The organism is Geomobilimonas luticola (genome assembly GCF_018476905.1).
GTDB lineage: Bacteria > Desulfobacterota > Desulfuromonadia > Geobacterales > Geobacteraceae > Geomobilimonas > Geomobilimonas luticola.
Window position 1 is genome coordinate 56,462 of record NZ_JAHCVK010000011.1, and the last position, 13,512, is coordinate 69,973.

Sequence of the window (13,512 nt, forward strand, 5' to 3'; positions counted from 1 at the left end):
GCTTGCCCTGCGATGCAAAGCTTACAAGCCGTACTTCTGCAGAACGTTCGTCATTTCAGCGATGAGTCTCGTCGCATCCACCCGGTCAAGGAGTTCCTCGATACGGCGGAAGTGTGCCGGCTCCCGCACGCCGGGGCCGAGTTTCCTCCCCACCTGTACGTTGATGAGCTCTTCTATTATGGCGCGGAAATGGGCCGGTTCCCGTACGCCTGGAATCTGGCGGATGGTGTCGCGACGGGCAACGGCGACACGTTCCGCCAGTTTAAGGTCCGTATAGACCTCGTCGATGGCGGCGATCAGTATCTCCTCCTCTTTTGCAAGGGCGAAGCCGGCGTCGAACCAGTGGGCGGGCTCCCGTATTCCGGGATTGAGCTGCGCCGAGATTTCCTGGGCAACCGCGGGCTGGATGGCACCTACCTGGAAATCCCGGTAGTGGGCCGGTTCGATCCAGTCGGCTTTAAGCTTGAGCTTCAGCGCCTCATGCCAGAGCAGATAGAGGTTGTAGCTCCCGGCGGCTATCTTGCCGATCTGTTTGCCGCTCAATTTTTTAAAGAGGGGAGCGAACTCACGTTCGAAGAGGGTTCCCTGGAAGTTCTTGCCGACAAACTCGATCCGTTCCAGCTTTCCTTCGCCGGCAATCTGGAACGCCACCGGCAGGGTGGTGCTGACCACGAAGCCGATCTGCTGGGAGACCTTGTCGAAGGTGGCGTCCACCTCCAACTGGAGCGCCTCCCTGATGAAACGGTAGATGTGGATGAAGTCGTCGAAACGCTGCACGAGCACCGGGTGGGCCGGTTCGACCCAGTCACGCTTGATTATTGCCATGTGTCGCTCCTCCTGTTCGTGGATAAATTATGTTCATCAGATTTTTCCGGGATTTCACACATGTTGCCTGTCTCTGCCCTTATCACCTCCCCACCTGTGTTTCCGACGATGCCGATTGCCAAAAGGGTTAACCAGGACGGTATTTATCGTGCAATCTTCCAGTAACGCCCTGTCGGGGTGACTACCTCCTGCAGGCCGCGCCGGGGTGGACGCTCGTCCTTGTGGATGAGGGAGAACAGGTCGGCAATGACGGAGGTCGCTTCGCCGAAATAGGAGTGCCCGAGAAAATCCGTATCGACGGCGGTGGCATCGATGGTTTCGATGCCGGGCAGGAGTATCAGCCCGGCGCCCGCATCCCCCGCCCGGGGGTAGCCGTGAATTTTTTTCGAAGCGATGAGGGCCTTGTCCGCCGCAGACGCGTAGAGGGTAACGGGGTGATCCTCCCCGGCGATATGGGGGGCTATGTCACGCCTGAACACGTCGGCATCGATGTCGGGGGCGGTGAGGATAATTTCCTTGAATTTTTGCCGCAGCTCCGGCCGGTCCTCGGCGAGTCTCGCGAAAGAGCGGGTCAGCGCGCGGTTCCCCATGCTATGGGCAATCAGGTAGATATTCTGTGCATCGGATCGGGTGGCGATGTCTGCAAGAAAAGCCACGAGATCCTCCTGGGTCCATTCCACATTGGTCTCGTCCACCAGGTAGTCCTTCACATCCCCCTGGGAAGGCCAGCTGTAGAAGACCGGAGCGCCGTCGAAGGCCAGGTCGTAACTCATCTGGGCGGTGCGGCGTGCCGCATCGGCGAACGTCACGTTGTAGCCGTGGACGAAGAGCAGGAGTTTCTTCCCCGTTGACGTCCGCACGCGGCTTGCCACATCAGCGAAGTAGCCGTCTTTATCCTGGGGGACCACCTGCAGGAGCACCACGTGCTTTTCGGGATTCTCCCGGAATTCGAGACGCCAGATGGAGGGGGCTTCCAGTTCGCCGATCCTGTGGTCCCGGGGGATGCTCACCTGGCATGTGCCATAGGTTACGGGGCCCCGCTCCTTGCCAAATACCTCCGCAGGTGTGCTGCTCTCCGTCTTTTTCCGGTCAGTGGCATAGAAGACCTCGACCACGGCGTAGTTTTTGGCAGTTCCTCCGTTGCGAGGCACTCCGTCAGGCTTGGGCGCAGGAGCCGGCATAGGGGCTGGCGCAGGCATGTACACGTTTTCTTCTGCTGCAGGGGGTGGTCGGTGCCCGGTTTTCGGGGGGGCTGCACACGCCGCGGTTATGAGTGTCAGAGCGGCGATCCAGATTGTATATCGATTCATGGAACCCTCCGTACGCATCCTTTCCGGCAAGAGGCTGGGGCAGGCCGTGGCGAGGGCACAGTCTCCGCCTTCATGTCCGTCTTATTTCTGCTCTGCCAGCCGCCGCCTGAACTCGGCATAGGGAATAGGCGTTCCGCCGCCGAAAAAGCCGGGTCCCACCGGGTCGGCACCGGCGTTGGCAAGGCTCTCTCTGCCGAAGTACGGATAACCGCCGCCAAGAAGTGATATTTCCCGGTTCACGGGAGTTGTGTCCGCGCGCTCCGGTCGCTGTTCGACCCAAGCCCGTCGCAACCGCTCCAGAATCCGCTCGCCCCGTGCCCGCAATGCGATCCCTCCGTCGTCCACCCTCAGTCGCACGCCACCCATGGCGTTTCGGAGGGTTTCCTGGTCGGCCGGGTCGATGGCCTGGACCATGTCCCAGATCCGGGAGAGGCAGCGGTAGGTGTCGATGTTGGTCTCCTTGATGAAGGAACGGACTTCGCTCCGGAGCTCCTGGGAGAGAAGGTCGGGATGGAAGCGGCGCAGGAGCTGGAAGGAGAAGTCCACTTCCATGTTGAAGTAGTGGAGGCCGAAGTCGTTGAAGTTGCGATCGAAGAAGGCATAGTTGGCGATCTTGTGGAAAGCCTCCACGTGCGGGTCCTTGATGCGGTAGTCGAAGCCGAAGTAGTCACCGACGAGAATGCCGTCCCGCCGCAGTTTCTTTTCCAGCCCCGTGGCGGCATAGGCTTCGGCACGGCAGAAGTTGAAGGGGTTGTCCATGTGCCGTTCCATGAAGCGGAGATTGATGAGGATGTCCTCCAGAGTGGTGTCCGGTTCGAACATGAGGAGGTTGTAGGCCACGTGGACGTCCACGTCGTTGAGGATATGCAGGGCGTTCTCGATGGCGTCCCTGCTGCATTTTCGGTTCAGGTTCTCCAGTTCCCGCTCCGACGCGTTCTCTACCCCCAGGAAGACCCGGAAGACACCGAGGTCATCGAGGACCGACATCGCTTCCCGGTTGATGCTGTCGGGTCTGGCCTTGACGGCGATGGCGATATCCTTTACGCCTTCCCTCCAGAGTGAATCCCGCAGTTCCGTGAAGCGGGCCAGTGCCTTCGCCCGATCGGGGAGGAAGAAGTTATCGTCCTGGAAGTTGAAAATTCTCACCCCGTTCCCATGGTAAAGCTCACTCATCTCGGCGACGATGTTCGGGACGCTCCGGATGCGGAACTTGCTCCCTCCTCCCGAACGGTACCAGGCGTCGATGCTGCAGAATGCGCAACTCCGCCAGCAGCCTCGCGAGGAGAGGATGCTCGCGATCGGCTTGCCGTAATACTCGTGGAAGGTGTCGCGCCGGGGAAAGGGGAGGAGGTCCAGTTCCTCCGGGTTGCCGGCGGAGGGGTTCACCCTGATGGTCCTGTCCCTGTCCCGGTAGCAGAAACCGGGAACGTCTGAAAGGTTCGAGAGGTTTGCTGCCAGTTCGCAGATGAGCTTTTCTCCTTCGCCAAGGGCTATGGAGTCGAATTCGGGGAAGTCCTGCATGAGCTGCCGGCAGTTCAGGGCGGCAAAATGGCCGCCGGCGGTGAGGTGGCCGGCGAAGCCCGATTCCCGCAGGGACCTGGCCAGGCGGCAGAATTCGCGGGCCCGGCCGGTGAATACCATGGAAAGGCCGGCTATGTGGGGAGCGAAGGCCGCTATCTGGCGAACGACAGTTGCTAGCTCCGTTTCATCATTGAAGGGGAAGATTCTCGCCCGGTGTCCCGCCTGCTCAAGGGCCGATACCATGTAGCGAAGCCCCAGGTTTTCTTCGAGTTCCGCGCCGATCAAAGCGACTTTCATGGTGAATACTCCTCTGGCATTCTATGGTCTGTCTGCAGCATGCTGGAACTATTATGGTAATGGATGTTTGCGGCAACCGCTCGGAAACTGCTCGTCAGGCACCCGTACTCCATCTGTTCCTGCATAACCGGTGAGCCTGTGGAGCCGCACGTAACGTTAATCCGTAGCTGAAAGTGACAACGGGGGACAGTAATGTCGTGCTTCGACGAACGCTAAATTAAAAGGTGTGAATAGTGTAGTGTGGCGTGGAAGTGAGACAATAATCCGGATGGCTATTAATTTTCCTGCTGAAGTGATTAACCCGTCGGGTTAATACGTCTGGCCGAACTCACGGCGACCATGGGGTAGCTGACACTCGGGATAGGTACATGGGGGGGACTTACAATTTGTATTTCAGGGCGAGGGGGACCAGTTGGGAGCGGTTGGAAACATTGGCCTTCTTGAAAATGCGGCTGAGATGGGCCTTTACGGTCTGTTCGCTTATGCACAGCCTGCCGGCAATCTCCCGGTTCCTCTGCCCTTCGGCCACGAGGAGTACGATCTCCCGTTCTTTTTTGCTCAGGCTTTCGGACGCGGGTGGTTTCAGCGCTGCTGAACGGTTGTGGATCAGTGCCTTGAGCTTGCCGTTGTCAACCCAGACCTGGCCGGCATTGATTGCCCGCAATGCCTTCTTGAAGAGGGTGGTGCCGGCGCTGGTGGCGATGACCCCGTCCAGTTTATGGGAAAAAAGGAGCCGGATCACCTCGTCTTCTGCCAAGCCGGTATCGATGAGAATGACATTTGCCCTGTCCCATTCAGGCGGAAAGGGGTACCCGAGGGTGGAGGCATCGACGAGGATCTTGTCGGGGATGCATTCCTTGCTAGACCAGGAACTGTAGATCTCTACCGACTGGTAGGCATCCTCGTCCTGCATCAGGAGGTTTTTCAATGCTTCGCCGAGAAGCCTGCTGCTGAGATTGATCAGGATGTTCATCCGTGGGTAATTCGTCAGTCTGTCCATCTGTCCTCTTCGGTATGGATAGCTGGAAAAGCCTGCTTTGTGGCACGCTGTTCCGCTCTTAAATGTATTCGCAAACGTGTGGGCAAATATAACCCACTGAAATCATTAATGCAAGCAAAAGATTTGCGTGCACTAATATTGTCGATTGCGTTGCGATGTCGATACGACGCAGGAAAAGAGAAAAACATACCAATGGACTGAGGTTTATGGTAAACCTCCCTTGACGCATACCTCCAAGGGATACCCATGTCGGAAAAGAAAAATATCGCCCGGGCTGCCGGGGTGCTCGGTTTTGCAACGGTTCTGTCGCGCATCATGGGGATGGTGCGCGACATGGTGGTCTCGCGCCTGTTCGGCGCCGGACTTGCCACCGACGCCTTTTTCGCCGCTTTCCAGATACCCAACATGCTCCGCCGCTTCTTCGCCGAGGGGGCCCTCACTTCCGCCTTCGTCCCCACCTTCTCCGAATGGTACACGCAGAAGGGTGAGGAGGAAGCGCGGGAGCTGGCCAACATCTGCTTTACCCTCCTGACCATCGTGATGGCGGTCATCACCCTGCTGGGAATCATCTTCTCGCCCCAGATCGTCGCCTTCATGTTTCCCGGGTTCAAGGCCCTCCCGAACAAAATGGAATTGACGGTGTTTCTCAACCGGCTCATGTTCCCCTATATCTTCTTTGTCAGCCTTGTCGCTCTCTGCATGGGGATACTCAATACGGTGCGGCACTTCTTCACCCCGGCCATCTCCACCGTCTTTCTCAATCTTGCCATGATCGTCTGTGCCGTACTTCTCCACCAGCGTTTCCAGGTGCCGATCGTTGCCCTGGCGGTGGGAGTGCTCGTCGGGGGGGTGCTCCAATTGCTCCTCCAGCTTCCCACGCTCTACCGCAAGGGATTCGCCATCCGCCCCCGTTTCGACCTGCACCACCCGGGAATGCGCAAGATCGCCCTCCTCATGGGACCGTCGGTGTTCGGCGTGGGGGTCTACTACCTGAACCTTACGGTCGGCAATATCCTTGCCTCTCTCCTCCCCCAGGGGAGCGTGTCCTATCTCTATTATGCCCAGCGCCTCTTCGAGTTTCCCCAGGGGATATTCACCGTCTCGGTGGCCCAGGCGGTCCTCCCCTCCATGAGCCGGCAGGCCGCTGCCGGCGAGATGGATGAGTTGAAGGAGTCGCTCGGCTTCGGCATGCGCCTTACCCTGTTCATCACCATCCCCGCCATGGCGGGGTTGGCGGTCTGCTCCACCCCCATCTTCAGCCTGCTCTTCATGGGGGGGGAGTTCGACTACGGGAAGGCGGTCAACTGCGGGACGGCGCTCGTCTACTATTCCCTGGGGCTCTCCTTTGTGGCGATGGTGCGAGTCCTGGTCCCCGCCTTCTACGCCCAACAGGATACCCGCACGCCGGTGGTGACGGCATTCGTCGCCTTTCTCCTCAATTTTCTCTTCAGTCTGCTCCTCATGGGGCCCCTCCTCCATGGAGGGCTGGCACTGGCGTCGTCCCTCTCCGCCCTCTGCAATATGGCCATGCTCCTCCATTATCTGCGCCGGAAGATTGGCCCCTTCGGCGGCCGGCGGATCTTCCTGGCAGGGGGAAAGACCCTGCTGGCATCGATTCCCATGGCGCTGGCGGTCAGCTTTGGGGTGAGGATGGCGGACTGGTCCCTGGCCGGCCACAAGCTCATGAAGGGGGGGGTCCTCGGGGGGACGATACTTGCGGGGGTCGGCATCTTTCTGGCTGCGGCCCATCTGCTGCACATCGACGAGGCGCGGGACGTGATCGGTCTCGTGCGAAGGAGGTTGAAACGATGAACAAGCGCAGAATTTCCACGGCGGGGAAATACCGCGCCCTGTTTGAGACATCCTTTGGCTCCGGGGCCGTGGTGGCGAGCGAGGCGGGGGTGCTGGAGGTGTTTCTCCCCTTTGGTGGGGAAGAGAAGGGGGAACTGCTGACCCAATTGACCGACCTGTATCCCCTGGCCCTCGGGGAGAACCGGGTGACGCGGGAGGCCGCCGATCTCCTGCAGCGGTATTTCGCCGGGGAGCGGGTCGAGTTTTCCCCTGTTCCCCTCGACCTGGCGGGGTGTACGCCGTTCCAGAACGCCGTCTATGGGGTGGTGGCCGCCATTCCCTACGGGGCTGTAAGGACCTATGGCGAGGTGGCCGCTCTTATGGGGAGTCCCACGGCTGCCCGGGGGGTAGGTTCGGCCATGGCGGCCAACCGGCTGCCGATCATCATTCCGTGTCACCGGGTGGTCGGTGCGGCCGGTGCACTCACCGGTTATTCGGCGCCGGGGGGGGTGGCGTCAAAAAAATGGCTTCTGACGATGGAACAGGGGTAAAAAGATCCGTTTTTTGGGAAAAATGGAGAAAATCCGGCGCCGTTATACACAGTGGCCCCGAACTTCATGTGAAAATATTAACCAATGATAGGTGATCGGAAAGTCATTCACCGTAGAAGGTTGTTGGGTTATTGTAACATGTTGATATTAAAGGACATAAACCTGTGCTTATAAATTAGGCAGAAAGCAAAAACCGCTTATTCCCTTATTTCTTTATCTTCTTTTCCACATCGTTGTTCACAGTTTGTCCACAACTTGTGTGGATAATGGGTTACCTGTTTGAAAATCTGTAACATTTCCGTTTGTTAGGGTCTGCTTATTCCACGGCGTCATTCTTCTGACGCTCGCTCTCTCATCTTGGCCTCTTGCCAGAGTTCCTCCATCTGCTCCAGGGTCGCTTCCGGCAGCTGCATCCCCCTGGCGTGGAGCGTCGTCTCTATATGTTCGAACCGGCGGGAGAAGCGGGCAATGGTTTTGCGGAGCGCTTCCTCAGGGTTGAGGGCAAGAAACCGACCGAGATTGACGATGGCGAACAGAAGATCCCCCAGTTCCGCTTCCATCCGTTCCTGGTCGCCGTCCAGCATGGTCTCCTCGAATTCGTGCAACTCTTCCAGTACCTTGGCGAATACCTCGTCGGTGCGGCTCCAGTCGAAGCCGACCCGGGCAGCCTTCTCCGTAATTTTATGTGCCTTCATGAGAGCGGGGAGGTGGGGTGGGACTCCGGCCAGGGCGGAGCGGCGTTCTTCCCCCTTTTCCGCCTTCTTGATCTTCTCCCAGTTTTCCACCTGGGCTGCACTGTCACAGATCTCCAGGTCGCCGAAGACGTGGGGGTGGCGGCGGACCAACTTGTCGCAGATGGCGGCGATGACATCGTCCATGGTGAATTCGCCCCGCTCTTCGGCGATGGCGGCGTGGAAGATCGGCTGGAGGAGCAGGTCTCCCAGTTCTTCCTTGAGCATCTCCGGCGAACCGGCGTCGATGGCCTCGATCACTTCGTAGCACTCCTCCAGCAGATAGCGCTTGAGGCTGTCATGGGTCTGCTCCGCATCCCAGGGGCACCCTCCGGGCGCACGCAGGCGGCGCATTATTCCCGTAAGGCGGTCGAATCCGGCTGTTTCATTCTGCATGGGGGAATCTCCTCAAAGGGGACCGTACTGCCCCGCTATTTTTTCTTTTCGCCCTTCAGGTACCCTTCAAGAAACGTCCGCTTGAATTCGCCGAACCTTCCCTCTTCGATGGACTTGCGGATATCCGCCATCATGGCGAGATAGAAATGGACGTTGTGGATGCTGGCGAGGATGGCGGAGAGGACCTCGTTGGCATTGAAGAGGTGGTGGAGGTAGGCGCGGGTGAAGTTCCGGCAGCAATAGCAACTGCAGGTGGGGTCAACCGGGTAGAAATCGCGGCGGTAGTTCTTGTTGGTGAGACGGATGCGACCGCGATTGGTGAACAGGGTGGCGCTCCGCGCATAGCGGGTCGGGATGACGCAGTCGAACATGTCCATCCCCCGTTCCACGCTCTCCAGGATGTCCTCGGGGAGCCCTACTCCCATGAGGTAACGGGGCTTGTCCTCGGGGAGGAAGGGGGCGGTCATGGCGACCACCTTTTTCAGAAGCTCCAGCCCCTCGCCGACGGAGACGCCGCCGATAGCGTAACCGGGGAAGTCCATGGCGACAAGTTCCCGGGCGCAGAGGGCGCGCAGGTCCTCGAAAACGCTCCCCTGAACGATGCCGAACAGGGCCTGGTCCTTGCGGGAGTGGGCCTTTTTGCACTGTTCCGCCCACCGGAGAGTCTTGCGGGTAGATTGTTCCGCGTACCGCTTGTCGCAGGGGTAGGGTATGCATTCGTCAAAGGCCATGATGATGTCGGCCCCCAACGCTTCCTGAATCGCCATGGCCCGGGCCGGGTCGAGAAACACCTCCTCCCCGGTGATTTCGTGTTTGAAGTAGGCCCCGTCTTCCGTAATCCGCTTGTTGGGGAGGGAGAATACCTGGAACCCGCCGGAATCGGTGAGAATCGGGCCGTCCCAGGCCATGAACCGGTGCAGTCCCCCGGCTTTCTCAACCAGCCCTTCACCAGGACGGAGGTGGAGGTGGTAGGTGTTGCTGAGGATGATCTGGGCGCCGCACTCTTGTACCTGAACGGGTGTCATGGCCTTCATGGCGGCGTGGGTCCCGACCGGCATGAATATGGGGGTTTCAATGGTGCCATGGTGGGTGGTCAGGGTTCCCCGCCGGGCACCAGTGACATCCTTCTTTTTGAGCGTAAATTTCATAGGACCTTTTCCCGGGAAATTACAATATGAATCTCCCTTGGATTAATAAGCGTTTATCCCGTTATTGCTGCTAAGTATCTAAGTCGAAAACAGTTTTTGTAACAGAAAAGCAGCCTGATTGCAACGCTCCTTTGCCTGAAACTGCCGGTGGAGCCCCCGGCCGGCGATTGACCGGCGGGCAAGCCGATGGGGAGAGGATAAAGAATACCTGTGCTCCCGTTAATTTCTTATTGCATTTTGGTATAACGACGTTTAGTATACAGTATACATTTTATTCGATTAGGATGCGTTAATTTATAGGGCTTGTTTGCATGTGAACTACCATGAAATCCATATCAAGGAGGAGTAGGGACGATGCAGGCTCATAACGAATGGCGGGCACCCCCGGGCCAGAACGAACTGCCCGGAAGGCAGATCGGGAATTGATAGCCCCTGGTTCCTGTGACTGCAGACTCGGAATGTTCGGAACCGGTTGGCCGGCGCGGTCCGGTCCCGGTAGAACCCAAAGACGAATAATAAACACAAAAGGGATGAAAACATGCAACTACTCAAAAGCACTGTAGGTAGAAAGATCCTGATGGCGATCACCGGCCAGCTCATGGTCCTTTTCGTCATCGTCCATCTGCTGGGGAACTCGACGATATTCGTCGGTGCCGACTGGCTCAACGCCTATGCCAAGCATCTCCACGATCTTGGGCCGTTTGTCTGGGTTTTCCGTCTTGCCATGCTGACGTTCTTCGGCGTCCATGTCATCTTCGGTACCCTGCTCACGCTGGAGAACAGCACAGCCAACCCCCAGAAGTACGCGGTCAACAACAAGCTTGAGGCTACCTTCTCCAGTGAGAACATGATCTGGACCGGCCTCCTCATGGCTGCCTTCGTCGTGTACCACCTGCTTCACTTCACGGTTCGCGTCACCAACCCGGAGATATCCCAGGGAATCGACGCAGTCGGACGCTTTAACGTCTACGCCATGGTGACCGGCAGCTTCCAGCAGGGGATCATCGCCTTTGTGTACATTGGCGCCATGATCGCCCTCTTCCTCCATCTCTCCCATGGTGTCCAGAGCTTCTTCCAGACCATGGGGTGGAACAACGCATGCACTCGGCCCGTAATCAGCACGATAGGCAAGGTTGTCGCCGTTATCCTGCTGGTCGGCTATGCATCCATTCCGCTGTTCATCTTTACCGGCATTCTGAAAGGTTAGGGGGTATATAGTGATACTCGACGGAAAATGTCCAACCGGACCCATTGAAAAAACATGGGATAAACACCGCTTCGATCTGAAGCTGGTCAATCCCGCCAACAAGAGAAAGTACACCGTCATCATGGTCGGCACCGGCCTTGCCGGCGGCGCCGCTGCTGCTTCCCTCGGTGAACTCGGTTACAACGTCATGGCCTTCTGCTACCAGGATTCGCCCCGTCGTGCCCACTCCATCGCCGCCCAGGGGGGGATCAACGCCGCCAAGAACTATCCGAACGATGGTGACTCCATCTATCGTCTCTTCTACGACACCATCAAGGGTGGCGACTTCCGCGCCCGTGAGGCTGACGTCTGGCGCCTTGCCCAGGTGTCCAACAACATCATCGACCAGTGCGTTGCCCAGGGAGTTCCCTTTGCCCGTGACTATGCCGGTTACCTGGACAACCGCTCTTTCGGCGGCGCACAGGTTTCCCGTACCTTCTACGCCCGGGGCCAGACGGGGCAGCAGCTGCTCCTCGGCGCCTATTCCGCCCTTTCCCGCCAGATCAAGGCCGGTACGGTGAAGATGTACAACCGCCGCGAGATGCTTGACCTGGTCGTCGTGGACGGTGTTGCCAAGGGGATCACCTGCCGCAACCTGATCACCGGCGAGATTGAGTCCTACGCGGCCGATGCCGTCTGTCTCGCCACCGGTGGTTACGTGAACGTCTTCTACCTCTCCACCAACGCCATGGGGTGCTCGGTCACCGCCAACTGGAAGGCGTACAAGAAGGGGGCGTTCTTCGCCAACCCCTGCTACACCCAGATCCATCCGACCTGTATTCCCCAGGCCGGCGATTACCAGTCCAAACTGACCCTCATGTCAGAGTCGCTCCGTAACGACGGCCGCTGCTGGGTGCCGAAGAAGAAGGAAGACCTGGGCAAGCACCCCAGCGAGATCGCCGAAGAGGACCGGGATTACTACCTGGAGCGGAAGTACCCCTCCTTCGGTAACCTGGCACCCCGCGACATTGCCTCCCGCGCTGCGAAAGAGCAGTGTGACGACGGCCGTGGCGTTGGCCCCGGCGGGCGCGGCGTCTATCTCGATTTTGCTGCCGCCATCAAGCGGGTCGGGGAGAACACCATCAAGGAGCGCTACGGCAACCTCTTCGAGATGTACGAGAAGATCACCGACGAGAACGCGTACAAGCGGCCGATGCGCATGTATCCGGCTCCCCACTACTCCATGGGTGGCCTCTGGGTCGACTACAACCTCATGAGCAACATCCCGGGCCTCTTCGTCCTGGGCGAGGCGAACTTCTCAGTCCACGGCGCCAACCGTCTCGGTGCTTCTGCCCTCATGCAGGGTCTGGCCGACGGTTACTTCGTCATCCCCTACACCATCGGTGGCTACCTGGCAAGCATCAAGCCGGGAACGGTCACGACCGCCAACCCCGAGTTCAAGAAGTCGGTGGAAGACGTGAACGGGTATGCCAACAAACTCCTCTCCATCAACGGCAAGAAGACTGTTGCCGAGTTCATGCGCGAACTGGGCGGCCTCATGTGGGAAAACTGCGGCATGGCGCGCAGCAAGGAGTCCCTGGAAACCAACCTCAAGAAGATTCCTGCCCTGCGCGAGGAGTTCTGGAAGAATGTCAAGGTTACCGGTACCGGTGCCGAGTTCAACCAGGACCTGGAGAACGCCGGCCGCACCGCCGACTTCCTCGAGTTCGGCGAACTCCTTTGCCGCGATGCCCATCACCGCGAGGAGTCCTGTGGTGGTCACTTCCGTGTGGAGCACCAGTATGATGACGGCGAGGCAAAGCGTGACGATGCCAACTTCTGCTACGTCGGTGCCTGGGAGTACAAGGGGGACAGCAAGGAGCCCGAGCTGCACAAGGAGCCGCTCCAGTTCGAGAACGTACATCTTGCGGTAAGGAGTTATAAATAATGAGCGATCACAAGACCATGACATTGACTCTTATTGTCTGGCGGCAGAAGGGGCCGAACGCCCCCGGGAAGTTCGAAACCTACACCGCCAAGGGAATCACCGAACACCACTCCTTCCTCGAAATGCTCGACGTGGTCAACGAAGACCTCATCAAGTCCGGGAAAGAGCCGATCGTCTTCGATCACGACTGTCGCGAGGGTATCTGCGGCATGTGCTCCCAGGTGATCAACGGTGTTCCCCACGGCGGCCAGGAGCGGACCACCGTCTGCCAGCTGCACATGCGCAAGTTCAAGGATGGTGACACGATTTACATCGAGCCGTGGCGCGCCAAGGCTTTCCCGATCCACAAGGATCTGGTGGTCGACCGAAGTGCTTATGACACCATCATCCAGGCGGGGGGATACACCTCCTGCCACACCGGCGGGGTGCCCGACGGCAATGCCGTGCTGATTCCCAAGCCGGATGCCGACTACGCCATGGACGCTGCCGAGTGCATCGGCTGCGGGGCCTGCGCCGCAGCCTGCCCCAACAGCTCGGCCATGCTCTTCACCAGCGCCAAGGTGGCACAGCTGGCCGCTCTGCCGCAAGGGAAGGCGGAGGCTGCCGAGCGCGTCAAGAACATGCTCGAAACCATGCAGGAGTGCGGATTCGGCAACTGCTCCAACCACTACGAGTGTCAGGCCGCCTGTCCCAAGGGGGTCAATGTGAAGTTCATCGCCAAGCTGAACAGGGAGTATCTCAAGTCCCTGGCATCATAGGTCTGAAACTGGTATGAATGGAAGGGCAGAGATGCGAATCTCTGCCCTTT

Annotated in this window: 11 protein-coding genes; 5 read left to right on the forward strand and 6 right to left on the reverse strand. The window is 58.7% G+C overall.

Annotated elements, in window-relative coordinates:
- Positions 1 to 21 precede the first annotated feature (21 nt).
- The 4 genes from KI810_RS15785 to KI810_RS15800 form a co-directional block, all read right to left on the reverse strand.
- Positions 22 to 825 (reverse strand): hypothetical protein, encoded by an 804-nt coding sequence (locus KI810_RS15785; protein WP_214176526.1) that lies wholly within the window; start codon positions 823 to 825, stop codon positions 22 to 24.
- Between the two features lie 143 nt (positions 826 to 968).
- Positions 969 to 2,135 (reverse strand): alpha/beta hydrolase, encoded by a 1,167-nt coding sequence (locus KI810_RS15790; protein ID WP_214176527.1) that lies wholly within the window; start codon positions 2,133 to 2,135, stop codon positions 969 to 971.
- Positions 2,136 to 2,216: 81 nt separating this feature from the next.
- On the reverse strand, positions 2,217 to 3,953 hold the full coding sequence (locus KI810_RS15795; protein WP_214176528.1) for a B12-binding domain-containing radical SAM protein: 1,737 nt from the start codon (positions 3,951 to 3,953) through the stop codon (positions 2,217 to 2,219).
- A 379-nt stretch (positions 3,954 to 4,332) separates the two neighbouring features.
- Positions 4,333 to 4,953, reverse strand: coding sequence for a helix-turn-helix transcriptional regulator (locus tag KI810_RS15800; RefSeq protein WP_214176529.1), 621 nt, complete (start codon positions 4,951 to 4,953; stop codon positions 4,333 to 4,335).
- Positions 4,954 to 5,199: 246 nt separating this feature from the next.
- Here KI810_RS15800 and murJ point away from each other — a divergent pair, with 246 nt between their 5' ends.
- Positions 5,200 to 6,765 (forward strand): murein biosynthesis integral membrane protein MurJ, encoded by a 1,566-nt coding sequence (murJ, locus tag KI810_RS15805; RefSeq protein WP_214176530.1) that lies wholly within the window; start codon positions 5,200 to 5,202, stop codon positions 6,763 to 6,765.
- Positions 6,762 to 7,295 carry a methylated-DNA--[protein]-cysteine S-methyltransferase gene (locus tag KI810_RS17510; RefSeq protein WP_214176531.1) on the forward strand — a complete coding sequence of 178 codons (534 nt, stop codon included), beginning with the start codon at positions 6,762 to 6,764 and terminating at the stop codon, positions 7,293 to 7,295. Before murJ ends, KI810_RS17510 begins: the two co-directional genes overlap by 4 nt.
- Before the next feature lie 329 nt (positions 7,296 to 7,624).
- Here KI810_RS17510 and mazG read toward each other — a convergent pair whose 3' ends face one another.
- Positions 7,625 to 8,422, reverse strand: coding sequence for a nucleoside triphosphate pyrophosphohydrolase (gene mazG, locus KI810_RS15815; RefSeq protein WP_214176532.1), 798 nt, complete (start codon positions 8,420 to 8,422; stop codon positions 7,625 to 7,627).
- A gap of 35 nt (positions 8,423 to 8,457) precedes the next feature.
- Entirely contained in the window at positions 8,458 to 9,570 is a 1,113-nt protein-coding gene (gene tgt, locus KI810_RS15820; protein WP_214176533.1) for a tRNA guanosine(34) transglycosylase Tgt, read from the reverse strand.
- Between the two features lie 538 nt (positions 9,571 to 10,108).
- Here tgt and KI810_RS15825 point away from each other — a divergent pair.
- Genes KI810_RS15825 through KI810_RS15835 form a run of 3 tightly spaced genes read left to right on the forward strand, consistent with a single transcriptional unit; the run spans position 10,109 to position 13,462 of the window.
- The gene (locus tag KI810_RS15825; RefSeq protein WP_214176534.1) at positions 10,109 to 10,777 is read left to right on the forward strand and encodes a succinate dehydrogenase cytochrome b subunit; all 669 of its coding nucleotides are present in this window, start codon (positions 10,109 to 10,111) and stop codon (positions 10,775 to 10,777) included.
- 10 nt (positions 10,778 to 10,787) lie between these two features.
- Positions 10,788 to 12,704 (forward strand): fumarate reductase/succinate dehydrogenase flavoprotein subunit, encoded by a 1,917-nt coding sequence (locus tag KI810_RS15830; RefSeq protein WP_214176535.1) that lies wholly within the window; start codon positions 10,788 to 10,790, stop codon positions 12,702 to 12,704.
- Positions 12,704 to 13,462: a succinate dehydrogenase/fumarate reductase iron-sulfur subunit gene (locus KI810_RS15835; protein ID WP_214176536.1), complete on the forward strand. Its 759-nt coding sequence runs from the start codon at positions 12,704 to 12,706 to the stop codon at positions 13,460 to 13,462. The genes KI810_RS15830 and KI810_RS15835 overlap by 1 nt, the downstream gene beginning before the upstream one ends.
- Positions 13,463 to 13,512: the final 50 nt, after the last annotated feature.